The following is a 23,592-nucleotide window of genomic DNA, read 5'->3' on the forward strand; positions in this document are numbered from 1 at the left end:
CCCCCTACAATCAATTGTGACAATTCTTTTCCGTCTTTGTCCAATCGGGTGATCAGGACATCTTTGGAGCCATATCCTTTTGATGAATTTTGTACATTTCCGGCTACAAAAAATCCTAAATCGGTAGTCTGAATAACTGCCCTGGCTTCTTCATCCGCCGAGCTCCCCAACGTTTTTTGCCACAGCTCATCTCCGAATTCATTGATTCGGATCAGCCAGATATCTGAACTGCCTTTGGAATCATCTTTTTTGTCCAATCCTTTCCCGGAATAAGAAGTTCCGGCCAAGAGAAATCCACCATCCTGAGTGGTTACTGTAGAGGATAAATAATCATGATTTGATCCTGAGAAATACTTTTCCCAAGCCTGCTCGCCCTGTTGGTTGAGTTTGACTGCATGGAAATCGTAACCGTTATTCTGTTGTTTTCCAACCTCCGGCTTCACGCTTGCTGACCGGATAGAACTGCCTGTGATAAGATACTGCTGGTCAATTGTCGTAGTGACCTGGCTGAGAAAATCCTGAGTTGAGGATCTGATGTCTTTCTGCCAGAGGACTTCCTGGGCCTTCATGTTTGGATATGCGTATAAAAAAATTACGCATAGGTAAAGCATTTTCATATTTATGTTTTATTTTTGAGGGATGAAAGCTAATCCATTTTAAGGACATCAGTCAATACAACAACTTGATTTAATGCACATTAATCATCAAATAACTGAGATTATTTTAAAAAATTAATGATTTCATTTTATAAGCTTATATAATCAATCACTTTTCAATAGCATAACATTTTATCACTTATCATCTAAAGAGAAAAAATAAAGGCTATCCCAACATGAGATAGCCTTTGTATAGTTAAATATCAGCATTTTTACTATTTATTCCGAAGTGAGATTAAATTTCGTAAGGAATATTTTATTCATCATGAAAACACTATTTATTTCGCTCGTGTAAAACCTTTTCCACATCTTCCAAACAGAAACCTTTCGCTTTCAACAGGATCAAAAAATGATACATCAGATCAGCAGCCTCATTTTTAAAGAGTTCAGCATTATCATCTTTGGCTTCTATCACGACCTCCACCGCTTCTTCCCCCACTTTCTGAGCTACTTTATTGATTCCTCTCTGGTAGAGTGAATACGTATATGATCCTTGTGTTTTATCATCAATTCTTTGAGAGACCTTTTCTTCCAGCTCGTATAAGAAGCCTTTTGGAGCCTTCTCTCCAAAGCAGCTGAAACTTCCCGTGTGGCAAACTACATTGGTTGGAGTTGCTTTAATTAAAATGGTATCCTGATCACAATCGATGGCTATACTTTTAACCGTTAAAAAATTACCGGACTCCTCTCCTTTTGTCCAGAGTCTCTTTTTGGAACGGCTGAAAAAAGTAACGATTCCTTCCTGTTCTGTTTTCTTGAAGGCCTCTTCATTCATATACCCAAGCATCAGAACCTGCAGCGTTCTGTTGTCCTGAATTATTACGGGAACCAGGCCATTATCTTTGTTGAAATTAATTTTCATCGCATCTCTATTTTTTTTTGTTTTAACTGTTGTTTTAACTCCTGAATGCCTATCTCATTGAAATGGAAAATACTGGCTGCCAATGCTCCTGTTGCTCTGGTCTCATTAAATACTTGAACAAAGTCATCCATACTCCCCGCTCCTCCTGAAGCTATGACAGGAATACTGATCTCATCTGCCACCAGCTTTGTAATCTGCACATCAAATCCATTTTTGGTGCCGTCACCATCCATGGAAGTTAAAAGAATTTCGCCGGCACCCAAAGCTTCAGCCTGCTTTGCCCATTCAATGGTATTGAGAGAAGTAGCTTCCCTTCCTCCTTTGATGTGAACAAAATGCGATTGGTGAACCAAGCGGGTATCAATAGCCACCACGACACACTGGCTTCCGAATTCTTTCGCCAGGTCAGAAATAAGCTGAGGATTTTTCACGGCAGATGAGTTGACACTGATCTTATCGGCTCCTGCTTCCAAAAGTTTTCTTACATCTTCAACTGTGGAAATTCCGCCGCCCACTGTAAACGGGATACTCAGTTCTTTAGCGATATTTTTCACCAGCTCTGCAAACGTTTTCCTGTTCTCAATGGTAGCAGTGATATCCAGAAAAACAAGCTCATCAGCTCCGTCTTTTTCGTACTTTCTGGCCAGCTCCACAGGATCTCCGGCATTTCGTAACCCTTCAAAGTTGACTCCCTTCACGGTAGCTCCGTCTTTTATATCCAGACACGGAATAATTCTCTTTTTAAGCATTTTCAATAAAATTCTGAAGTTGTTGTAAGCTTATTTTTCCTTCATAAATAGCTTTTCCGATAATTGTCCCGGAACAGCCGAGATCTTTCATTTTATAAACATCTTTGATGCCTGAAATGCCACCGCTGGCCACCAACTGAACCGATGTCTTATACAAAATTTCAATATAAAGCCCTGTCGAAGGTCCCTCCAACATCCCATCTTTGGCAATATCTGTGCAGATCACATGTCGGATTCCCTTTTCTTTGTATTTCGAAATAAAGTCTATCACGTCCAGGTCGCTTTCTTCCAGCCAGCCTGAAGTTTTAATTTTTCGGTTATCACAATCGGCTCCGAGGATTATTTTCTCCGGACCATATTGTTCAATCATTTTAAAACAAAATTCGGGATCCTGTACCGCAATACTTCCCAACGTAATCTGTTTTGCACCGGAACTGAAAGCCGTTTGTATATCTTCTTCGGTCTTTAATCCTCCGCCAAAATCAATATGCAACGACGTTGAATTTGCGATATTCTCCAATACTTTCTGATTGACAATATGTTTTGATTTTGCGCCATCGAGGTCTACAAGGTGAAGAAACTGAATGCCGAAGCTCTCAAACTCTTTTGCTACTTCTACAGGATTTTCGTTATAAATCTTTTTGGTGTTATAATCTCCTTTGGACAGGCGTACACACTTCCCGTCGATAATATCTATAGCCGGAATAATTTTCATCATAATCTTATAAAATTGTTTAAAATCTGGCTTCCGATTCCTCCCGATTTTTCAGGGTGAAACTGCACTGCATAGAAATTATCTTTCTGCAATGAAGCACTGAATGGCAGAATATAATCACACACCGAAGTCGTACAGTCCGACAATTCACAATAATAACTGTGAACGAAATAGACATCACTTCCGGCCTCAAGTCCTCCAAATAAAGATAAACCCTGACCTGAAATCGTATTCCAGCCCATGTGGGGAACCAGCCCTTGTGGAGGAAATCTTTTCACCTTGCAATCAAAGATCCCCATTCCTTCCGTATTTCCTTCTTCGTTCTCCTTACACATCAGCTGCATCCCCAGGCATATCCCCAAAACAGGCTGTGTCAAAGTCGGAATCAATACATCCAGACCTTTCTCCTTTAAAAGCTTCATGGTGGACGAAGCCTCGCCTACACCGGGAAAGATAACTTTATCTGCCTTTGTAATCTGTTCGGGATCATCTGTAATAACCGAATCAACTCCTAAGCGGTCTAATGCATTCTGTACAGAGCTTACATTACCTCCGTTATATTTTATGATAGCAATCATCTCTATAAACTTCCTTTGGTTGATGGTAAACTATAATTGGCATCAGACTGATTGACCGCCATTTTGATCGCTTTGGCAAACGCTTTAAAAACGGATTCGATCTTGTGGTGTTCGTTATCTCCTTCCGCTTTGATATTCAGGTTGGATTTAGAAGAATCGGTAAACGATTTGAAGAAGTGAAAAAACATTTCTGCAGGAACATCACCGATTTTTTCTCTTCTCAACTGAACATCCCAAACCAGCCATGGTCTGCCTCCGAAGTCTATAGCCACTTGTGCAAGGCAATCATCCATCGGGAGAAGGAAACCGTATCTTTCAATACCTTTTTTCTTTCCTAAAGCCTTTACAATTGCTTCACCCAAAACGATAGCCGTATCTTCTATCGTGTGGTGCTCATCCACGGCAAGATCTCCGTTTACATTAATCTTGAGGTCCATATTACCGTGTCTCGCAATCTGTTCCAGCATATGGTCAAAAAAATGAAGCCCTGTAGAAATTTCTGCTTTTCCGCTTCCATCGATATTAACCTCGATCTCTAGCTCCGTTTCGTTGGTCTTTCTGTATACTTTGGCCTTTCGCATTCCCGATTTTAAAAACTGGTAAATATCAGCCCAGCTTGAAGTGGAGAGCGCAACATCTGTATTTAAGTTCTGATTAAGATAAACAGCTCTACATCCCAAATTCACAGCAAGTTGCACATCACTACTTCGATCACCAATTACATATGAATTTTCAAGATCATAATTTCCGTACATATACTTTGCCATCATTCCCGTTCCCGGTTTTCTGGTCGGAAGATTTTCGTGCTCAAAGCTTTTATCGATTAAAATATCACTAAATAAAATCCCCTCATTTTCAAATGCTTTCAACATTTTTTCCTGAGGTTTAATAAAGTCTTCAAAAGGAAAGCTTTCCGTTCCAAGACCATCCTGATTGGTCACCATCACCAATTCATAATCCAGCTCGTTGGCTATTTTTGAAAGGTTTCTGAAAACTCCCGGATAAAACTCAAGCTTTTCCAACGAATCAACCTGGAAATCGATGGGCGGCTCAATGATAAGCGTTCCGTCACGGTCTATAAATAATACTTTTTTCATATCTGTCTATGTTGTTTGTAAAATGTTGATCAGTTTTTCATTTTCCTTACGGTTTCCGACATTAATGCGGATACATCCCGGTATCGCAGGATCTCTTCTGCTGGTTAAAATTTCCTCTTCCAGCATTTTTCCATATACCTGATCTACATTTCCCATTTGAATCAGAAAAAAGTTGGCATCTGTAGGAAATACTTTTGAAATACACGGAATATTTTTAAACTGTTCTTCGAGCCATTTTCTTTCCGCTAAAATGTCTTCTACATTGTCTTCTAACCTGTTTTTTTCTTCAAGAGTTTTCAGAATCAGCTCCTGGCTTAATGAATTCACATTATAAGGTGCTTTTACTGTATTGATCAGGCTTATAATTTCTTCGGAAGCATATGCTATACCCACCCTTGCTCCTGCAGCTCCCCAAGCTTTGGAAAATGTCTGCAGAACAATGAGGTTAGGATATTTGTTTAAAAGTTCAATGCTTGATTTTTTTCCTGAAAATTCAATATACGCTTCATCCACCACGACAATTCCGTTAAAATTCCGGACATAAAATTCAATATCTTCTACACTGTTTCCAGTGGGATTATTGGGTGAGCATAGAAAGAATACTTTAATGGCTTCTTCACCGGTCATCTTCATAAAATCATCTTTTACGATCTCAAAATTCCCATCAAGATTGAGTTTCAAGACCTTATTTTCATTGATTGCCGCATAAAACCCATACATTGCAAAAGAAGGATTCATCATCATAATGGAATCTTTTTTAGGCTCACAAAAGACTTTGATGATTAAATCAATCAACTCGTCACTTCCGTTTCCTATGGCTATTTGTAAAGGAGAAATATTCTTTAGGCCTGCCAGTTTATTTTTAAGCTTTTTCTGGGTAGAATCAGGGTATCGATTGAATTCTCCGAAAGGACTTTCATTAGCGTCCAGAAGAACCGGTTCATTAAATTCATTATGATCCCTGAAACTTATATACGGTTGCAGTTTTGAAATATTTTCTCTTACTAAAGCACTGATATTAATTATTTTATTTTCCATTATATTATTGTAATCGTATTGATACTGCATTTTTGTGAGCAAGCAGGCCTTCTGCTTCAGCCATGATTTCTATTGTTTTTCCTAAATTTTGTAATCCTTCTTTTGACAGGTGCTGGAATGTTATTTTTTTCACAAAGCTATCAAGGGAAACCCCGCTGTAATTTCTTGCGTAGGCGTTGGTCGGAAGTGTGTGATTGGTTCCGCTGGCATAATCTCCAGCACTTTCGCAGGAATAATTCCCCAGGAAAACGGAGCCTGCGTTCTCAATCACTGGGATATATTTTTCAAATTCCCGGATGGCCAGAATTAGGTGTTCCGGGGCGTACAAATTACTGAAGGCAACGGCTTCTCCAAGAGAATCAAGTAAAATAAAAGAACTGTTTTCTAATGCTTTATTGGCCATTTCATTCCTGGGTAAACCTTTGATTTGCTGACCGACAGCGCTAATGGTCTCATTAAATACTTTAAGATCCGTGGTCAGGAAAATTACCTGGCTGTCGCTTCCGTGTTCTGCCTGTGAGAGAAGATCTGCGGCACAAAATTCCGGGATTGCCTGTTCGTCTGCAATGACGAGCACTTCGCTGGGACCGGCGGGCATATCAATAGCCACTCCATATTGCTGGGCGTATTCTTTGGCAGCAACGACATATTGATTACCGGGTCCAAAGATTTTATACACGCTCGGAATACTTTCTGTTCCCAAAGTCATGGCAGCAATGGCTTGTGCTCCGCCTGTCTTAAAGATTTTAGAAATCCCGCAAATCATTGCTGCATACAGAATAGCAGGATTGATATTTCCGTTTTTGTCCGGCGGTGTGCATAAAACGATTTCTTTACATCCCGCCAGATTGGCAGGAACAGCAAGCATCAGAACTGTTGAAAATAAAGGCGCCGTGCCACCGGGAATATAGATTCCCACTTTCTCTACTGCTCTGTTTTCCCTCCAGCATACAACCCCTTTTGTGGTTTCAATTTTCTGGATTTCCGGTTTCTGTGAAATGTGAAACCTGGAGATGTTTTCTTTTGCCTCCTGAATCGCCAGTTTTAAATCTTCAGCAATCAGATTCCCTGCTTCTTTACACTCAGCTTCTGTAACCATTACCGTTTCAGTTTCTGCCTGATCAAATTTTCGGTTAAATGCCAGTAGAGCCTTATCCCCATTTGTTTTAACTTCACTGAATATCTCTTCTATAAGCACTGAAATTTCCTTTTGTTCTAAAACAGGTCGCTGCAACAGTTCCGGCCATATGTTTTTCGTTGGATATCTGTATATTTTCATATCTGTATTTTTAAATAACCATTTTATCAATCGGAATGATCAGGATGTCCTGAGCTCCGTTTTCTTTCAGTTCGTCAATAACATCCCAGAATCTTTCTTCGTCGATCACAGAATGAATACTGCTCCATCCTTCTTCTGCCAGAGGGATAACGGTAGGGCTTTTCAGTACCGGTAAGACATCAGCCACTTTCTGAATTTTATTGTTAGGAACATTCATCAGAATATATTTTGAATTTTTTGCTTTCAAAACGGCTCTGATTCTGAATAAGAATTTTTCGAGAATATGTATCTTTTCATTCGATAATTGCGGGGTTTGGGCCAGTACAGCCTCGGATTTCAGTAAGGTAACGGTTTCTCTCAGTCCGTTTTTAAATAAAGTACTGCCGGAACTTACAATATCACAGATTCCGTCTGCAAGGCCTATATTGGGTGCAATTTCCACTGAGCCTGAGATCACGTGTATGTCAGATTGTATTCCGTTTTTTTCTAAAAAGCTTGTCAGGGTATTGGGGTAAGAAGTGGCAATTTTTTTTCCCTGGAAATAAGCCAGATCATCTGTTTCGACGTCTTTGGGAACAGCAAGGGAAACACGGCATTTGGAAAAGCCCAGCGATTGTACGATCTGGATTTTTTTCTGTTTTTCTATCAGGAGGTTTTCCCCGACAATGGCAACGTCTACCACTCCGTCTTCGAGGTATTGGGGAATATCAGAATTCCGGAGATACATGATTTCCATGGGAAAATTATCTATCAGCACTTTAAGCTGGTCTTTCCCGTTGTTGACATAGATTCCGCAGTCTTTGAGAAGCTGTAAAGAATCTTCGTACAGCCGGCCGCTTTTCTGAATCGCAATTTTTAATTTACTCATTTCGTTTTCTTTGGGTCCGAGTAAATAAAAACTGATCTGTTGAAATTTCTGAGGCGAATTCAGGAAACAAAAAAACCGTCTATTTACTCAGACGGTTTTAATTATTTTTGATTTTAGCACAAACTTATATCAATCAATTCCGCCTAACAGAGATGATGATAGTAATGATGTAATGCTAAAAAAATTGGTTTCATTGTATTGAATTATGGTACAAATGTAGGGTTTATTTTTAAATTTCAAAGTTTTTTCAGATAATTTTTTGATAAAAATGCATCAGCTCCCTGGCAATCGGCTCATCATTAAATTTCTGAACAAACGTGAAACCCTTTTCCTCACGACGTTTTCTTTCGGATTCATTTTCCCAGAGAAATTTTATTTTAGCCTTAAGGTCCAGATAATTATCCGGGTCGATGTACACAGAGTCTTTTCCACCCGCTTCAGGCAGACAGCTGGTATTGCTTGTCACCACAACAGTCTTTGAGAAAAGCGCTTCTATCACAGGAATTCCGAAGCCTTCAAAAAAACTTGGATAGACAAAAATATCTGCCAGTTTGTAAAGCACTGCCAGCTCATCCATGGAAACGCCTTCCAGGAATATTACCTGATTTTCCATTTTGTTTTTCTTCAGGAAAGCGGCTATTTTCTGGTAGTATTTGGTTTTTCTTCCTACAACTACCAGTGGGATGTCAGTTTCATGGATCGCTCTGACAATATTCAATAAGTTCTTACGGTCTTCAATGGTTCCTACATTCAGAATGAATCTTTCCGGAAGATTAAATTTTTCCTTCGCAGCCTGAATCAATTCCGGGGATTGTTCCTCTTTGAATGCCTTATGACAGCCCTGATAAATGACATCAATCTTGGTCTCAGGAATTTTTAAAAAATCAATAATATCCCTTTTGGTCTGTTCTGAAATGGCGATGATCTTATCTGCTGTCTCCGCTGCCTTTTTAAACTTCCAGAAATGTATTTTCCTGTCAAAAAATGAATAATATTGAGGGTAGCGGACAAAGATCAGATCATGAATGGTCACCACTTTTTTAATAGGTTTCTGATCCCATTTCAAAGGTAATTCACCTGATAGACCATGAAAGATATCGGCTCCCAGTTTCTGGGCATCTTTTCCCATTTTGAGCTGGCGTGAAAAGTTGCCTTTTGAAGTCTGCGCAAATTTCACATTCGAACGTTCCAGAATTTCCTTCCCACGTTCAGATTTGTTTTTATTGAGCAAGATGTATTCATTATCCGGCTCATATTCTGAAAGAATTCTTAGCAGATCTCTGGAATAGTTGCCCAGACCGGACGTATTATGGAAAAAACGTTTTGCGTCAAAAGCAATTTTCATGAGTGTAGTTGTTTTTGAAATTCCTGAAATGTACCAAACGTATGACCTTTCTCTTTAAGCCAGCCTACAAAGGTATCAAATCTTTCCACCATATCTTTTCCGGAATTTTTCACGGTAAAGCCGGGTAGCTTAAAGGCTTCATCTTTAATTTCTGCAAATTCCCACGGATGGAAATAGATGTTCAGATATTTGTCTTTCTTCAACGTATCGGAAGCCAGTTTTTTATACAAAGACAAAGGAAAATTGTGAAAACTCAGCCAAAATAAAGGAATTCTGAAATTAGGGGACACGGAGGCAGGAACCTGCATGACATTCCCTTCTTTAAAGTAAGTTCTTGAGACTTTAAGATTGTTATATCTTCCCGGTAAAAACGTAGGATTAATGGATGAATTGTATGAATAACCTGCTTTCTCCACTTCTTTTTCATCCACAGGCATCATTCTCGGCATTCTTAATCCGGTTACTTTTGTGGAGAACAGTTCTTCAAGTCTTTCTCTGGATTCTTTCAGGTGTTTATCCTCAAATTCCGAATGAAACCAGGTATGTGAAGCCAGTTCATGTCCTTCGTTCAGCAATCTTTCAATCAGATGCTTGCTGTTTTCCGCAAAAACTACAGTGGAAAAAAAAGTAGCTTTTGCCTGATGTTTTTTTAGAATATTTAAAATATTTTCGAGCCCGTACTGGGATATGGAGATTTGTTTATCAAAAGAGATCTCTCCTTTATATTCTAAAGGCATGTCAAACTCCTCGATATCAAAACTTAATAAAACCATTTAAAAATTTTTATTTTTTATAATATAATTAGGCCTTTCTTTTACCTGTTTAAAGATTTTTCCTAAATAAATGCCGATGATTCCCAGAATAATCAGTTGCAGTCCTCCAAAGAATACGATGGTCATGATTAAGGATGCCCAACCTGAGATTTCGGTGTGTACAACAAATGAATGGATCACATAAGCAACATAACCAATGACTGAAAGCAGAGAGAATAAGAACCCAAGATAAGCGGCCAGATACAATGGTTTTACACTAAAGGCTGTAATTCCGGTAAAGGCAAATTTGAGCATTTTCTTGAGATTGTAGCTGCTTTCACCGGCCATTCTTTCCCCGGCTGTGAAATCGATTCCGATCTGTTTATAACCCATCCAGCTCGTCAGTCCTCTCAGAAACAAATCATCTTCCTTAAAATCCCTCATGGCCTGTACGGCATTGGCATCCATCAGCCTGAAATCTGAGCCTCCTCCTTTGGTAAGATTCACATCGGAAAGACTGGACAACAGTTTATAGAAGACATCTGAAGTTTTCCTTTTAAAATAAGAAATTTGCTTTGGATAGGTCCTTACCGTATAGACGATATCGTATCCTTCTTCCCATTTTTTTATCATTTCAGGGATAAGCTCAGGAGGATGCTGCAGATCTCCGTCCATGGAGATGACTGCATTTCCGCTGGCATGATCTATTCCCGCTTTTACTGCCGGCTGGTGTCCGAAATTTCTGGAAAACTCAATAAACTTTACCTCTTCATATCGCTGAGACAATTCTTCCAGCTTTTGCTGGGTATTGTCGCGGCTCCCATCGTTGACAAAGATGATTTCAAAAGCATAATTCTCTAATCCTGAAAAAACTTCTTTTATTTTTTCATGAACCAGGGCCACATTACCTTCTTCATTGTGAGCGGGTATGACAATAGAAATTTTCTTCATAGATTAATTTAAAGTGTAGTCCTTATCAAAATCTTTAGTCATCAGTTCATAGATAACTCTCAACCAAACGACGATACAAGGTACGGCTTTCAAAGAATATTTAATGATATAATTCTGCTTGATAAATTTCGGGAATAAATCTGATGGTGAGAAACAGGTCAGGATAATCACAAACAGCAACAGTCCGATAACAAGAGGTGTTTTTTCTTTTTGCAATGTAAACCAGATCATGACACCCGCTACTGCAATAATGTATGTTGGCGATTCTGAACCTGAGCTAAATAAAACCAGAAACAATAGTGTAGAGGCCAGAATCATCAATTGAAATGCATAGTTTTTATATTGTTTGATTCTGATGTAAGGCAAGGCAAATAAAGGAACCCCAAAGGCTAAAAATGTAAGATTGGAAATGGAAGCATCGCCTAAAATCCTTCTTACAAATCCCATTAAAGAAATATCCTGCATATTCCCCAATACCTGATTATCATTGTTCTTTGAAATCAAAGAGGTAGCCCAATCCGAGTAACTCTGGATCACAAACTGCGGGCTTGAATAGATCATCGGAATACACAGACATAATACTGCCACTGCCATTCCTGCCAGGATAAATTTCACCTTATTTTTAATAAAGAAAAACTGTGACAACCCTACAATTCCATATAATTTCACGAAAATCCCTATAACGATGGCTGTTGCAGACTGTACTTCTTTTCTTTCGTAAATGTAAATTGCAGACAGCATCAGAAGGCCTACCAAAGCCACATTAAACTGTAAGCTTACGGCTGCAGTAATATATTCCTGCAGGCACAATAAAGCAAAAAGGGCTTTTTTAGGATCTGAAAACGGAAGTTTATGAATGGCATACAGGAAGATTGCGGTATTGGCGACATTCCACAAGGCAATTCCCATCCAGTCCGGCATTACGGCAAAAGGAGCAATCAATAGACTGAAGAATATTCCGTAATGATTCATATCGGAGTATTGCTCAGGATATTGTAAATACAGATTTTTCTGATCAAGGGTATTAAAAAATACTCCCTTGAAAATCAGGTAATTATTGATCGCCTGATATCCTCTTGAGAATTTGGAAAGTGCTGTAGCAATGGCTACAATAATATAAACCCCAAATATGTATTTGGGGTTTAACAATATTTTAAGAAATTTTTCTTTCAAGATTGTGCGGTATTAGTTTAAAAATTAATCTTAAACAGCAACATTGTTATCTCTCAATGCATCATTCAGAGATGTTTTTTTATCGGTAGATTCTTTTCTCTGACCGATGATCAAAGCACATGGAACCTGATATTCTCCCGCAGGATATTGTTTTGTATAGCTACCAGGAATGACTACGGAACGTGCAGGAACTCTTCCTTTGATTTCGATAGGCTCGCTTCCTGTTACGTCAATAATTTTTGTAGAGGCAGTCAATACTACATTAGCCCCCAAAACAGCTTCTTTTTCTACGTGTACACCTTCTACAACGATACATCTTGAACCGATGAAACAGTCATCCTCAATGATTACCGGTGCTGCCTGTAATGGCTCTAAAACACCACCGATTCCAACTCCACCACTTAGGTGAACGTTTTTACCGATTTGCGCACAGCTTCCTACTGTAGCCCATGTATCTACCATGGTTCCTGAATCTACGTATGCTCCGATGTTTACGTAAGAAGGCATCATAATAACTCCTGAAGCTACGAAAGAACCTTCTCTCGCAATGGCATGAGGAACTACTCTTACTCCTTTTTCTGCATAATTTTTCTTTAAAGGAATTTTGTCATGAAATTCGAACGGACCTACTTCAATAGTTTCCATCTTCTGGATCGGGAAATACATTACTACGGCTTTCTTCACCCACTCATTTACCTGCCAACCGTTTTCTGTAGGTTCAGCTACACGAAGTTCTCCGGAATCTAGTAAAGAAATTACCTCTCTAATCGCTTTTTGGCTGTCTTCATTTTGTAATAGGTCTCTATTATCCCAAATGTTTTCAATAGTTTGTTGTAACGACATGTTTCTTATTTAAATTAGTTTGAAAAATTATACCGCCCAAAGATACAAAAAAGTTCAGCAAAACCGTTTTTCAGCTCACGCTTTTAATAAAGGCTCAACATCCGCGCAACCCTCTTTTTATAAGCCAGATAGATTTGGCCATGCTGTTTTACTAAATATTCTTCTTCAAGCCTTATCTGAATCTGCATTAAAAGGCTTCCTGTTGTTAAAAACAGGAATGCGATCAGCGTAGGAAACAAAAGAAAAAATCCGACGAGACTGACTGTCATTCCCAAAAATATGGGATTTCTTGAAAACCTGAACAGTCCGTGGATAATAAGCCTTGTTTTTGCGTCTTGATCAATCCCGATACGCCATGAATCTTTCATCTGAACCTGGGCGGTTATTGTCCAGATCAGTGCTGATATCATCAAAGCAATTCCAATATATTTTACAATGGGAATATTCAAAAAGCTTATTATACAAGATTGTTGCATCTGATCAGGAATCCATGCAATTATAACCGTATAACCGAACAACGTTAACAAAGTAATTTTAAAATACCTGCCAATACATGCATAAGCGGTATCATCTTTAGGAAAAACGATGGGGTTCTTTCCTATTCGCCGGGCAACTTTAATACTGATGCCTAAAAAAGCAATGACGAAAAACAAGATGAAGTAAGCCGGAATAAAAAATCTGATGTAATCTGTCATGAAAGAATAGTTTTTGGCAAATTTCAGGGATTTCAGAGTGCAATACTATTGCGTTATGCGATCTACAAAAGTGACAAAGCCTTCTACAGATGAGCTTAATTAAGTACTAAACTTTATGGGATATGAGCAACTCATAAGTTTTTAAAAATTTTCAGCTCATTTGATGATTACAGTTGAAGATATAAAATTCCTCCTTCTACAGGTATGGCAATCTATGATTTGGTGGGCCAGTTTAAAACTTACTCTGCTAAATTATGATTAAAGCCCATGGAGCAAAACGGTTGAATAGTACGGCTGCAGCCCGTACCTATTGAATATAATAACCTCTACAATGTACATCTAAATTGCCACTTTAGAAAGACCTTTGCTTTTTTTAAACTCTGTCAGGCTCATTTGATGTTGCTTTTTAAAAAACTTATTCAGGTGGCTTTCGTCTGAAAATCCAAATTCAGTCACGATTTCATTGATCCTCATATCACTGAAAAGAAGCCGGTGCTCTATGAGTCTTAATTTGTAGTTCAGAATATAATGGGTGATTGTTTCCCCGCAATGATTTTTAAAATAGCTGCCGAGGTAGGTTTCCGAAAGCCCGAATTGCTGGGCAATGACTCCCACTTTCAAAAGAGACGGATCATGGATGTTTCCCTGAATATAGTTGATGATATCGAGTATCCTTTTATCAGTATTGGAACCTACACTTTCGGCGCGCATCTTTGAGATATTTCTTGCAGCAATCACAATCAATGCGTTCACATAATGCAGGGTCAGTTCTTCCTGATAAAGATCCGGATGATTCAATCCATGGAGTAAAGAGGTGATGATGGACTCCACCAAAATAATATCCGGCTTATTCTGTAAAATACATCCTGAAAGATAGGAAGCCCCATACAGTAAGCATCCGATAGAATTAATATTGTTCCATTTATAATCCTTTATATACCGTTCACTGAATTTTACCAGTAGAAGTTCTGTTTTATCTTCAATTTCCAGATGATGTTCATCATCAGGTGTCAGTAATATCAGGCTGCCTTTACCATAAGAGGCAATATTATTGTTGATGGTAAAAGAACCTTTCCCGGAAATAACATATATGATCTGAAAAAATGAGAATTTATTGCCTTTCAACGGGCAATTTGCAGTTACGTGATATTCAACTTTTACCAATTGGTCAATATTCTCTCTTTTCATACCGCAAAAATACTTATTTATCATGAAAATATACTGATTTTTTACAATTTTTCTGTCCAAATTTGCTACAACAAAATTTTTAAAATTAATGAAAAGATCAATTTACGTCCTTGCCCTGGGCGCTTTTGGTATCATTACCACTGAATTCGGAGTGGTTGGTATTTTACCTACACTCAGCCGGCAGTTCGGAGTATCCATAGATACGGCAGGATGGCTGCTGAGCGCGTTTGCCATTACGGTTGCCGTTTCATCGCCTTTTATCACGTCATTCACCAATAAGATAAACCGCAAGTTTCTTCTATGTCAGGTGATGAGTATTTTTGTACTTTCAAATATTATCTCTGCCTTTTCTACAAACTTTACGATGCTTATGATTGCCCGAATATTACCGGCAGTATTGCATCCGCTTTTCTGGAATATTTCTATTGCCATTGCATTCAAGGAAAAGGGTGCCAAAGGGGTATCCACAGTAATGCTGGGGCTAAGCCTTGCTACTGTTCTCGGGATTCCTATGACTACGTATGCAGCTGATCTCTTCCACAACTGGAAGGCTTCATTTTTCCTGAGTAGCGCCATCAGTCTGATCGCATTTATAGGATTACTCCTTTTTATTCCCTCGATACCTGCAGAAAAAGAAAAATCTGCACAGAATCAGTTTATTGTATTGAAAAACCCTTTTTTATGGATGAATCTGATTTCTACCATTGGTACATTGGCGGCAATGTTTTCCAGCTATACCTACCTTACGACTTATCTTGAGGAAATTACCCACATGAACGGCGCGCAGATCAGTGTTATGCTTCTTCTTTTCGGGGGTATGGGAACTCTTGGAAATTGGCTGATGGGACTTGCTTTACACAGAAATGTACAACTTACAACAAGAGTATTTTTAGTGTTATTAATTACAGTGCAAATTTTTGCTTATTTCATGGGAGGTATTTTTATTCCTATGATTCTGATTGTTTCTCTTTGGGGAATGATTCATACCGGTGGATTTTTGGTTTCCAATATACGAACCACGCAAACGGTTCCTCACCATGCATTGGAATTTGTGAACAGCTTACTGACGTCCTCTTTTAACATCGGGATTTCATTAGGGGCATTTCTCGGAGGTATTGTCAGTTCTCATTACGGAGTTCACCATGTGCTCACCGTAAGTATATTGCTATTGTCAGTCACGCTTGTTTTAAGTTTCTTTTCTTTTCCTAAAAATATTGCGGAAAAGAAAGATTCAGATCAAAGTGAATTTGTAACACCGGCTTGTGAGAGAACCTAATATATTATTATATTGAAATTTTAATTTAAAAAGAAACAACCCATCGTTGGCGACGGGTTGTTTTTTTATAAATTTAAATCTTTACTTGGCAATTGCAACGTTTATAATACTCTTTGGGCATGCAGGTAAGCTTTGTTCCAGTATTTCTCGTTCAATGAAGAAATAATTACTCCTTTTGAAGTTGAGGCATGAATAAATCTCACCTCTCCGTCATTACCTATGTCATGTACGATTCCTACATGAGAAACTCTGCTACCACCGGCAGTGGCAAAAAACAATAAGTCTCCGGGTTTTACATCTCTGATATCAATATTCTGTCCGGCTTCTGCCTGATCAGATGATCTTCTGGGAAGGTTGAAACTGTTTTCTTCAAATACTTTTACTGTAAATCCTGAACAATCAAAGCCTGAAGAGGTATTTCCTCCGAATTTATATGGGGTTCCCAGATACTTTTCAGCATCTTTTAAAATTTCATTAACTGATCTTGGAACTTTTCCATCAAATTTTGAGTCCAGCTTTCTAAGGTTTTCAGCTTTTACTACCGTTTTGTTGCCAGATTTTTTTGAGGAAGAAACTTTCTTCGAAGTCCCGCAGGACACTACAAAAGCAGAGGCAATCAGTAGGATCGACAGCTGCTTTATTGATCGTGTATTCTGAAATAATTCCGATATCATATTCATCTGATTTTTACCCGATTAAAGAATTGTACACAAATATACATTTTATATTTTAATTATACTATAACTATACTACAACTATATGATAAATATATGTTAAAATTTTGAATTCATTTATTTATTGCTATATTTGAGTTCAATTTTTGCAACATGGCAACGTATGAAAGTCTAATTAAAATTAAAGGCGCTGTAGGTGATCTGGTTTTTTATAATCTGAACGGCAAAAATGTAGTTCGGAAAAAAAGCGGATTCAATAAAAAGGCTTTTAAAAAGAATGCGTCTTACGAAAAAGTAAGGCAGAACAGTTCCGAATTCGGGCACTGTTCAAAAATGGGAAAGATTATCAGGAAGAGTCTTGACTTTTATATTAAGGAGGCAGGTGATACCCTACTCTACCAGAAATTTGCCAAGCTGATGACGGAAATAAAAGATCTGGATACGATTTCGGAAAGGGGAAAAAGAACAGTTGTAAACGGACTTACCACTGAAAAAGGGAAAAAGCTCCTTAAAAATTTTCAAATGGGAAAAATAGGAAATATTTCCGCGCAGGCTGAAATGAAGGACCGGGTTCTTTATCTGAATGAAAATAATGGGGATAGCCAAGCCACTATCATCTGTATTAAGCTGGATTCTGTGAACTATACTGCAGAAAGTACTGCAGAAAAGATTTCCCCTTTGCAGCCGGAAGTTCAGTTTAAAAAACAGTTTTCTGAAGAGGATTTTCTATTGTATTTTGTAGTACTGGAAAAAAATAATGAAATTTCTAATATGGGATTTGTATAAATAAAAAAGTCTGCGATATGCAGACTTTTTATGTTATTTTTTTGTTCCTTTCCAGGTTCCGTATTGTGCGGGTGTGGGAAGTGTATTGCCCCAGCTTCCGTTTCCGTTTTTAACTGTTTTATCTATAGTCAGTTTTCCTTTGAATTCGCCTTTTGCAGGAAGCCCCAGTGTACCGGTTAAATCTCCTGAGTTACTTACACTACCAGAAATACTATAGTTATCAGTAGTGGTTTCGGAATGCATGGTTCCGACCACTTTACCGGTATTGTCTACAACAAAGTTCCATACTCCTTTATCCCCTCCTTCAAAAGTCCCAGACCATGTTCCAACGTAGTCATGAATTGTCTCATCATCTGAGCTACAACCGATACATAAAAATGCCGTTAATAAAAGTAAAAATAGTTTCTTCATAGTTTTCAGTAGTTTTATAACCTAAAATCCTGTTATCCTCTATTTCCTGGAGGTTTCGAAAAATTCTTACCAACAGATTACAGAGCTTAATATTTATTTTTTTGTTTCGTGCAAATCTACTAATTTTTTTATTCAGATTATCTGAAATTTAAGCAGTGGGCAATATCTTTATTAAAAACAAAAACATTCCGGCTAAAATACAAATATTTTTCAAACAAATTTATGATCTTGAGATTAAAGGTTTCGTTACATTAAAAAAATTCAGGTATACTAAATATTCCGTTAATATGCTTCTATAAACGATTTTTAATATGATTTTCATTATAAATCATAGATATTTCTTACCTTAGTGAAAAATTCAAACACAATCAATTTATAACATGAAAACAACGACTTCTTTTTTGGCCGCTCTTGCTTTATGCAGTTTCATGAGCGCACAAGTAGGAATTAGCACCAACTCACCTACCAATACATTAGACGTTAACGGATCAGCGAGAGTAAGAAATCTGGCTAATCCCGACAGAAAGATTGTTTCTGCTGATGCCCAGGGGGTTCTTACTTTAATTTCACCGGAAGAAATTTTCTCCCCAAAAGCCATATTAAATACTTCCACCTCTCCCGCCGAACAAAGATCTACCGTGTATGACGGCCCGTGCTATCAACCCTCAGATAATGCTTCATCCTGTACGATAACATTAAATCATTATAGCTCCTGCTCAGGGTTTACAAATCCTGTTGAAACTCAAATCGTTGTAGGACAAACCATCAATACCGGAAACGGACAATTTCTGGGGACATGGGCAGCGCGCTATATTGACAATAAAGGATTAACCGGTACAGCGCCTACTGCCAACCAGATTCCGCCGGATTATCCAAGAATATCTTATCCTACTGCCAACATGGCCAATTACCAGGGAAGCGGATCATTTTCCGGACAATGTAATACGGATCTGGTAACGACAATTAATGCTACAACAGGAGCGATAAAGGTAGAGTCTGTAAAACGAAGCATGTTTGCCCACCTGGTATACCTTATTGAGGTTGCCCGTTCTAAAAGTTTCTAATACTTCCTTATTTCCTTTTCATAAAAACAATCGCAATAGGTATTGCGGCTGCTTTATTTTATTTATGATCAACAGGAAAAACAGTGGTATACAAAAGCCTCCGGAAGGAGGCTAAAAACTATTAGGGATTGATGAAAAACTTACGATAAAAGTATTAATGTATCATGCATTTGCTTTATGATTATGATCATAATAAGTGGTTTCATCGGTAATTTATTTTAGAATCTACAATACTTTTGATAAAACAATGTCTTAACAGTTTGACATCGGAAAGAAAGTTCATTATAATACAGGATTTTATAAGTTGTCAAATTTGCATTAATAGACAGACCTCAATATATTTCTTTATATTTGAGTAAACAGAATCATACAACTATGGAATTACAAATTGGAGACACCGTGTATTTAAAATCGGATGCAAGAACAATTATGACAATCAATGATGTTTCACATAAAGGCCAGGGATATTTCGAATGCGTCTGGTTTTCACAGGAGCTTTTACAGGTGGGACATTTTCACAAAGATACATTGGTACGATATAACAGAGATAAATAAATAGCTGCCGAATAATTTCAATTCTACTATTAATATCTTCTCTGATAATAGTATCACCCAGTTTACAATAGAAAAGAGCGATAAAATACATTACCGCTCTTTTATTTTTGTGGAGAATACGGGATTCGAACCCGTGACCTTTTGACTGCCAGTCAAACGCGCTAGCCAACTGCGCCAATCCCCCTTCTTTAAAGCGGTACAAAAGTAAGTATTTAATTGATATTTGCAAATCTTTTCGCAAATTTTTCTTGATTTTTTATACAAAATCTTCCACAAAAGGAAAAAGAGGTATTATAGAGATAAAAAAATCAAGAAAAAATATATCGGATAAGTCTTAAAATCGAAAGGAAGAAGTATTTTAAACTATGTAGTTTGTGGTAAAAGTCTATATTTATTATTTACATTGTAAACAAGTAAAGATTTCAATTGACACTTTGCCTCTTTTCCTTTAAATAAGCTGACTGCACTGAGATACAAATTGCTCGAACTTCCTATCCTTATTTTGCATGACCGGTCCGTGGCCAAAACATATGATAGCCGGATGTAGCTGTGCTAATTTTTGGAGCGAATTGATATTAGATTCCTGATCAGATGTGAATAGGTTTGGAGGAAGCCTCAGACCCGCCACTGTGGTAAGCAGATTCATATTGGTCGCCGCATCCCCGATTATCAGTACACCATCCCGCTCGCGGAATAAAGAAATATGACCGGCTGAATGTCCGGGAGTTTCTATTACCTTAAAGTTTCCGATCATATCATTTTCGGCGATTGTCTCATCAACTTTATGTCCCTGACCAGCCCAGTACTTTTGTTGAAGTTGTGCTATCCAATGTTGCGGAGTCGGATATTCAGTGGTTACCATACCGGATTCGGTCCTTACAACCTCGTCGGGATGACAAAGCAAAGGGATCCCAGACTCTGCACATATCTGATCACTGCAGCCCTGATGATCCGGATGGGCATGCGTTAATACATGTTGATAAACAGGAATTTCCCGGATGGTCTTCTTTATAATGGTATATGAATTCCTTATTCCGGAATCTACCAGTACTCCTTCAATAATATAACAGTTGATGCTGTTTCTTGGCATAAGCGGAATATGGAATACTTCAGGTGCAATTTCACGTAACATAATTTTTTTTTTGCAAATCTACATTGCTGATCAGAGCTGCATAAGGACATTTGTCCTAGAATATATCGGATCTGAGGATTTGCCTCTTCGCCCTGGTAAGTGAACGTTGCGTAATACCAAGATAAGATGCCAGATCCTGTGTTGCTATTCGCCGGGCGAGCATTGGTTCACCAGACAAAACATTGCGGTATTTATCTAAAGCCGACTTATTATTGTAACTCAGCATATAACGTTCCTTTTGGATATACTCTTTCTCCATCACCGATTTAATAACGCTATTCCATGCGGTTACCTGATCTGTGAGTTGCTGATAATCAAGATAGCCTATTGTATAGATTACAGTATCTTCTATAGCTCTGATGCTCCTTCTGGATTTTTCCTGTGACACAAATTCCGAAAATGAGGTTACAAATTCATTTTCAAATTTGAAGCATGTTATATTTTCATTCCCATCTTCGTCGATAGCATATGCTTTTACAGCACCGACACTGATAAATCCAATATCACGGCAGACTTCATTCTCACGAATAAAAAATTCACCTTTCTTTACATGTTTGGATTTGAAGAACTGTACAGAAAAATTGACCTCTTCTGCTGACAGTTCTGCTATACCGGACAGGTAATTTTCAAATTCATCAGTCATTTATCATTCTTTTTATCATTTTATTTTTCCTTATGTGGATACAACATCACATCGAGTATCCAAAACTAACAAATAATATACATTCAAAAAAAGTAACATCTGTAGCTTTTTTTAATCTCTTTATTTATCTATTTCAAGTCATGCAATTCCTTGGTTTTTTCTTGTTTTCTCCCATCTTTAAACAATTTCAATATTTACCCGACATTTGTTTTTTTTAATGAATTAAATCCTAAAAATTAATTATTTTACTTAAATTATTAATCAAATCGATTGTTTTATGGAATTTTTTTAATCATTTTTTATATTTTTGCACGCAAACTAATAACCGAAAAACTAAAATTAAAAAAATCATGAGACATTTCTTATTATTAGCATTTTTTTCAGCAGGCTCGTTCTATGGACAAAGCGGGCAGGTAGATTTAACATTTGGCACGAACGGAGTGCGCTATGAAGCACCAACCGGCTCCCCGAATATTCAGGTTACAAATGATGGCAAAGTTTTTTTAATGGTGAACAACCAGATAAAAAAGCTAAACAGTAATGGTACATTAGATTCTACTTTCGGGAATACGGGAGTATTTTCAAATGCGAACCCTTATAAAAGTATCTATCTTTATTCCAATGGAAAGTTATTAACGCAGGAAGAAAACAGCTTATACACTACGAGAGTAAAAAGGTTAAATTCAAACGGAAGTGTAGATACTACTTTTGGTACTTCACCAAATAATGGTATTGACTTTAGTAACTCGTCCTGCTCTCCGTGTATAGAGAAACCGAATATTCATCTTTCGAATGATAACAGCACTAATTCTTTTTTCATTCTGGCAAGTGACGGGTATTATATGGGAGGCCGGGGTGTGGTCGTTTTAAAAAATGAAACAGGTACTTCAGGTTTTTCCATTTCACCTGTGTATATCCCTGCTATAACGGGGAGTACAGGAATTCATATGGGTACAGGCGCCGCAAAGATCCTTAAAGCTTCCGATGGAAATTATTTTGTTGGTGGTGGTTTATATAAAATTAATAATAATTCAGGGGTGAGCCACAGACAAGGTTCAATGGCATTTGTAGCAAAGTATAATTCTCAGGGTGGCCAGGACAATAATTTTAATTTTTATGCTTCTAAGGGTTCAGATAGTGGCAGCAATGGTGGTGTAGATTATCAGCTGGATGCGCAGGATAATCTTTATGTAATGGCTGTAGACAATTCCTATAGCAGTGGAGCATCATTGTATTATTACCGAATCTATAAAACAGATAAGTATGGCAATCTAGACTACTCTTTCGGAAATACTAACTTTACCGGATATTTGAATGTTTCTGCTGCTTTTTCATCTATAACCGCCTATAAAACTAATTTCCGAAAAATGTTCATACAGCCGGATGGCAAAATCTTATTAGCCGGTAATACAACGTATGTAGTTAATTCTACAACCACTCAGAATAAAGAAATATTGTTAGCCCGTTTTAATACCGATGGAACATTAGACAGTACATTTGGAACCAATGGCTATGTAGTACATGATATTGATCCTGCTTCTTTTGAAACCTTTATTGATGCAGGAACCAATGCTGATATGACAGAAATCTATGTCAGTGCAAATCTTAGTAACCCAACAGATAATATATATAAAACGGCTGTCGTAAAGTTTAAAAATACTTCTGCCAACCTGTCTACTAAAGAAGGTACTCCTGTTAAACAAGATGCTCAATTCTATCCAAATCCTGTAAAGGATATTCTGAAATTCAATACCGAAGGAAAAGTAACAGTCTATGATATGAATGGAAAACTGGTTCTTTCAAAAGATGATGCCGATGGGAAAAAGGGCATTGATGTTTCTGGATTGACACCCGGAAACTACCTTATCCAGATAAAAAATGCCAAAGAAACGATTAGTTCTAAGTTTATTAAAAACTAATACTATATAAGTAAGGTATTACATTTATCAACTCTATAAATCCTGCAAATTAAACAGATTGCAGGATTTTCTTTTCATAAGGGGATTAATTATTAAACATCTGTTTTAAAAATTAAAAAACAGGCATTAGATCGTCTAATTATAATCTCTCTAAATAAATTCCTTTTCAACCATTATATAATCTGTAACAAACTGTAAATTAAAAAATTATATTTATATCATAATTTTAATATCAAGTACAAACCTGTTAATATTTCACTTTTATGAAATCACTTCTTTAAGATTTAACACTCAATTCAAAAATAAATAGTCATCTTTGCAGCCTTAAAACTTAAACACGCTA

Annotated in this window: 24 protein-coding genes, 1 tRNA gene and 1 pseudogene; 5 read left to right on the plus strand and 21 right to left on the minus strand. The window is 37.5% G+C overall.

The window, feature by feature from the left end:
• From M030_RS25810 to M030_RS0120425, 16 genes and pseudogenes are all read right to left on the minus strand, one after another.
• Positions 1-569, minus strand: a pseudogene (locus M030_RS25810) (T9SS C-terminal target domain-containing protein); the annotation flags it as partial.
• A 361-nt stretch (positions 570-930) separates the two neighbouring features.
• Entirely contained in the window at positions 931-1,518 is a 588-nt protein-coding gene (gene hisIE, locus M030_RS0120350; RefSeq protein ID WP_027375083.1) for a bifunctional phosphoribosyl-AMP cyclohydrolase/phosphoribosyl-ATP diphosphatase HisIE, read from the minus strand.
• The gene (gene hisF, locus M030_RS0120355) at positions 1,515-2,267 is read right to left on the minus strand and encodes an imidazole glycerol phosphate synthase subunit HisF (RefSeq protein ID WP_027375084.1); all 753 of its coding nucleotides are present in this window, start codon (positions 2,265-2,267) and stop codon (positions 1,515-1,517) included. The genes hisIE and hisF overlap by 4 nt, the downstream gene beginning before the upstream one ends.
• On the minus strand, positions 2,260-2,982 hold the full coding sequence (hisA, locus tag M030_RS0120360) for a 1-(5-phosphoribosyl)-5-[(5-phosphoribosylamino)methylideneamino]imidazole-4-carboxamide isomerase (protein ID WP_027375085.1): 723 nt from the start codon (positions 2,980-2,982) through the stop codon (positions 2,260-2,262). The genes hisF and hisA overlap by 8 nt, the downstream gene beginning before the upstream one ends.
• On the minus strand, positions 2,982-3,560 hold the full coding sequence (hisH, locus tag M030_RS0120365; RefSeq protein WP_027375086.1) for an imidazole glycerol phosphate synthase subunit HisH: 579 nt from the start codon (positions 3,558-3,560) through the stop codon (positions 2,982-2,984). Before hisH ends, hisA begins: the two co-directional genes overlap by 1 nt.
• A 2-nt stretch (positions 3,561-3,562) precedes the next feature.
• Positions 3,563-4,657 carry a bifunctional histidinol-phosphatase/imidazoleglycerol-phosphate dehydratase HisB gene (hisB, locus tag M030_RS0120370; protein ID WP_027375087.1) on the minus strand — a complete coding sequence of 365 codons (1,095 nt, stop codon included), beginning with the start codon at positions 4,655-4,657 and terminating at the stop codon, positions 3,563-3,565.
• 6 nt (positions 4,658-4,663) lie between these two features.
• A complete protein-coding gene (gene hisC / locus M030_RS0120375; protein WP_051585213.1) occupies positions 4,664-5,695 on the minus strand; it encodes a histidinol-phosphate transaminase in 1,032 nt (343 codons plus the stop codon).
• 4 nt (positions 5,696-5,699) lie between these two features.
• Positions 5,700-6,974 carry a histidinol dehydrogenase gene (gene hisD / locus M030_RS0120380; RefSeq protein ID WP_027375089.1) on the minus strand — a complete coding sequence of 425 codons (1,275 nt, stop codon included), beginning with the start codon at positions 6,972-6,974 and terminating at the stop codon, positions 5,700-5,702.
• 10 nt (positions 6,975-6,984) lie between these two features.
• Complete coding sequence (gene hisG, locus M030_RS0120385) at positions 6,985-7,842, minus strand: ATP phosphoribosyltransferase (RefSeq protein WP_027375090.1); 858 nt, start codon at positions 7,840-7,842, stop codon at positions 6,985-6,987.
• 247 nt (positions 7,843-8,089) lie between these two features.
• Positions 8,090-9,187 carry a glycosyltransferase family 4 protein gene (locus M030_RS0120390; RefSeq protein WP_027375091.1) on the minus strand — a complete coding sequence of 366 codons (1,098 nt, stop codon included), beginning with the start codon at positions 9,185-9,187 and terminating at the stop codon, positions 8,090-8,092.
• Entirely contained in the window at positions 9,184-9,960 is a 777-nt protein-coding gene (locus tag M030_RS0120395; RefSeq protein ID WP_027375092.1) for a polysaccharide deacetylase family protein, read from the minus strand. Before M030_RS0120395 ends, M030_RS0120390 begins: the two co-directional genes overlap by 4 nt.
• Complete coding sequence (locus tag M030_RS0120400) at positions 9,961-10,890, minus strand: glycosyltransferase family 2 protein (protein WP_027375093.1); 930 nt, start codon at positions 10,888-10,890, stop codon at positions 9,961-9,963.
• Between the two features lie 3 nt (positions 10,891-10,893).
• On the minus strand, positions 10,894-12,063 hold the full coding sequence (locus M030_RS0120405; RefSeq protein ID WP_027375094.1) for a glycosyltransferase family 87 protein: 1,170 nt from the start codon (positions 12,061-12,063) through the stop codon (positions 10,894-10,896).
• Between the two features lie 30 nt (positions 12,064-12,093).
• Complete coding sequence (locus M030_RS0120410; protein WP_027375095.1) at positions 12,094-12,906, minus strand: 2,3,4,5-tetrahydropyridine-2,6-dicarboxylate N-succinyltransferase; 813 nt, start codon at positions 12,904-12,906, stop codon at positions 12,094-12,096.
• Positions 12,907-12,989: 83 nt separating this feature from the next.
• Complete coding sequence (locus M030_RS0120415) at positions 12,990-13,601, minus strand: methyltransferase family protein (protein WP_034722921.1); 612 nt, start codon at positions 13,599-13,601, stop codon at positions 12,990-12,992.
• Between the two features lie 339 nt (positions 13,602-13,940).
• Positions 13,941-14,789: an AraC family transcriptional regulator gene (locus tag M030_RS0120425; RefSeq protein WP_027375097.1), complete on the minus strand. Its 849-nt coding sequence runs from the start codon at positions 14,787-14,789 to the stop codon at positions 13,941-13,943.
• A gap of 88 nt (positions 14,790-14,877) precedes the next feature.
• Here M030_RS0120425 and M030_RS24640 point away from each other — a divergent pair, with 88 nt between their 5' ends.
• A complete protein-coding gene (locus tag M030_RS24640; protein ID WP_051585197.1) occupies positions 14,878-16,065 on the plus strand; it encodes an MFS transporter in 1,188 nt (395 codons plus the stop codon).
• A gap of 101 nt (positions 16,066-16,166) precedes the next feature.
• On the opposite strand, the gene M030_RS0120435 is transcribed toward M030_RS24640, so the two are convergent.
• On the minus strand, positions 16,167-16,745 hold the full coding sequence (locus M030_RS0120435; protein WP_228375318.1) for a C40 family peptidase: 579 nt from the start codon (positions 16,743-16,745) through the stop codon (positions 16,167-16,169).
• A gap of 147 nt (positions 16,746-16,892) precedes the next feature.
• Between M030_RS0120435 and M030_RS25110 the strand changes: the two genes are divergently transcribed.
• A complete protein-coding gene (locus M030_RS25110; RefSeq protein ID WP_027375099.1) occupies positions 16,893-17,525 on the plus strand; it encodes a hypothetical protein in 633 nt (210 codons plus the stop codon).
• A 33-nt stretch (positions 17,526-17,558) separates the two neighbouring features.
• Here M030_RS25110 and M030_RS0120445 read toward each other — a convergent pair whose 3' ends face one another.
• Positions 17,559-17,936, minus strand: a complete 378-nt coding sequence (locus tag M030_RS0120445; RefSeq protein ID WP_027375100.1) for a hypothetical protein — start codon at positions 17,934-17,936, stop codon at positions 17,559-17,561.
• A 380-nt stretch (positions 17,937-18,316) separates the two neighbouring features.
• On the opposite strand from M030_RS0120445, the gene M030_RS0120450 reads away from it, so the two are divergent.
• The gene (locus M030_RS0120450; protein ID WP_027375101.1) at positions 18,317-19,000 is read left to right on the plus strand and encodes a hypothetical protein; all 684 of its coding nucleotides are present in this window, start codon (positions 18,317-18,319) and stop codon (positions 18,998-19,000) included.
• 375 nt (positions 19,001-19,375) lie between these two features.
• The gene (locus tag M030_RS0120455) at positions 19,376-19,555 is read left to right on the plus strand and encodes a DUF2158 domain-containing protein (RefSeq protein WP_027375102.1); all 180 of its coding nucleotides are present in this window, start codon (positions 19,376-19,378) and stop codon (positions 19,553-19,555) included.
• Positions 19,556-19,665: 110 nt separating this feature from the next.
• Here the strand turns inward: M030_RS0120455 and M030_RS0120460 are convergent.
• The 3 genes from M030_RS0120460 to M030_RS0120470 all read right to left on the minus strand — a co-directional run bounded on the left by M030_RS0120460 (position 19,666) and on the right by M030_RS0120470 (position 21,330).
• Positions 19,666-19,739 (minus strand) — tRNA-Ala (locus M030_RS0120460).
• Positions 19,740-20,003: 264 nt separating this feature from the next.
• Positions 20,004-20,687 (minus strand): MBL fold metallo-hydrolase, encoded by a 684-nt coding sequence (locus M030_RS0120465; RefSeq protein WP_027375103.1) that lies wholly within the window; start codon positions 20,685-20,687, stop codon positions 20,004-20,006.
• Positions 20,688-20,742: 55 nt separating this feature from the next.
• Complete coding sequence (locus tag M030_RS0120470; RefSeq protein ID WP_027375104.1) at positions 20,743-21,330, minus strand: Crp/Fnr family transcriptional regulator; 588 nt, start codon at positions 21,328-21,330, stop codon at positions 20,743-20,745.
• A 350-nt stretch (positions 21,331-21,680) separates the two neighbouring features.
• Here M030_RS0120470 and M030_RS0120475 point away from each other — a divergent pair, with 350 nt between their 5' ends.
• Positions 21,681-23,249, plus strand: a complete 1,569-nt coding sequence (locus M030_RS0120475) for a T9SS type A sorting domain-containing protein (RefSeq protein ID WP_027375105.1) — start codon at positions 21,681-21,683, stop codon at positions 23,247-23,249.
• Positions 23,250-23,592: the final 343 nt, after the last annotated feature.

Source organism: Chryseobacterium sp. UNC8MFCol (genome assembly GCF_000482305.1).
GTDB lineage: Bacteria > Bacteroidota > Bacteroidia > Flavobacteriales > Weeksellaceae > Chryseobacterium > Chryseobacterium indologenes.

Coding starts and splice junctions, on each gene's coding strand:
- hisIE (WP_027375083.1), bottom strand. CDS start 1,518: ATGAAAATTAATTTCAACAAAGATAATGGCCTGGTTCCCGTAATAATT.
- hisF (WP_027375084.1), bottom strand. CDS start 2,267: ATGCTTAAAAAGAGAATTATTCCGTGTCTGGATATAAAAGACGGAGCT.
- hisA (WP_027375085.1), bottom strand. CDS start 2,982: ATGAAAATTATTCCGGCTATAGATATTATCGACGGGAAGTGTGTACGC.
- hisH (WP_027375086.1), bottom strand. CDS start 3,560: ATGATTGCTATCATAAAATATAACGGAGGTAATGTAAGCTCTGTACAG.
- hisB (WP_027375087.1), bottom strand. CDS start 4,657: ATGAAAAAAGTATTATTTATAGACCGTGACGGAACGCTTATCATTGAG.
- hisC (WP_051585213.1), bottom strand. CDS start 5,695: ATGGAAAATAAAATAATTAATATCAGTGCTTTAGTAAGAGAAAATATT.
- hisD (WP_027375089.1), bottom strand. CDS start 6,974: ATGAAAATATACAGATATCCAACGAAAAACATATGGCCGGAACTGTTG.
- hisG (WP_027375090.1), bottom strand. CDS start 7,842: ATGAGTAAATTAAAAATTGCGATTCAGAAAAGCGGCCGGCTGTACGAA.
- M030_RS0120390 (WP_027375091.1), bottom strand. CDS start 9,187: ATGAAAATTGCTTTTGACGCAAAACGTTTTTTCCATAATACGTCCGGT.
- M030_RS0120395 (WP_027375092.1), bottom strand. CDS start 9,960: ATGGTTTTATTAAGTTTTGATATCGAGGAGTTTGACATGCCTTTAGAA.
- M030_RS0120400 (WP_027375093.1), bottom strand. CDS start 10,890: ATGAAGAAAATTTCTATTGTCATACCCGCTCACAATGAAGAAGGTAAT.
- M030_RS0120410 (WP_027375095.1), bottom strand. CDS start 12,906: ATGTCGTTACAACAAACTATTGAAAACATTTGGGATAATAGAGACCTA.
- M030_RS0120415 (WP_034722921.1), bottom strand. CDS start 13,601: ATGACAGATTACATCAGATTTTTTATTCCGGCTTACTTCATCTTGTTT.
- M030_RS0120425 (WP_027375097.1), bottom strand. CDS start 14,789: ATGAAAAGAGAGAATATTGACCAATTGGTAAAAGTTGAATATCACGTA.
- M030_RS24640 (WP_051585197.1), top strand. CDS start 14,878: ATGAAAAGATCAATTTACGTCCTTGCCCTGGGCGCTTTTGGTATCATT.
- M030_RS0120435 (WP_228375318.1), bottom strand. CDS start 16,745: ATGAATATGATATCGGAATTATTTCAGAATACACGATCAATAAAGCAG.
- M030_RS25110 (WP_027375099.1), top strand. CDS start 16,893: ATGGCAACGTATGAAAGTCTAATTAAAATTAAAGGCGCTGTAGGTGAT.
- M030_RS0120445 (WP_027375100.1), bottom strand. CDS start 17,936: ATGAAGAAACTATTTTTACTTTTATTAACGGCATTTTTATGTATCGGT.
- M030_RS0120450 (WP_027375101.1), top strand. CDS start 18,317: ATGAAAACAACGACTTCTTTTTTGGCCGCTCTTGCTTTATGCAGTTTC.
- M030_RS0120455 (WP_027375102.1), top strand. CDS start 19,376: ATGGAATTACAAATTGGAGACACCGTGTATTTAAAATCGGATGCAAGA.
- M030_RS0120465 (WP_027375103.1), bottom strand. CDS start 20,687: ATGTTACGTGAAATTGCACCTGAAGTATTCCATATTCCGCTTATGCCA.
- M030_RS0120470 (WP_027375104.1), bottom strand. CDS start 21,330: ATGACTGATGAATTTGAAAATTACCTGTCCGGTATAGCAGAACTGTCA.
- M030_RS0120475 (WP_027375105.1), top strand. CDS start 21,681: ATGAGACATTTCTTATTATTAGCATTTTTTTCAGCAGGCTCGTTCTAT.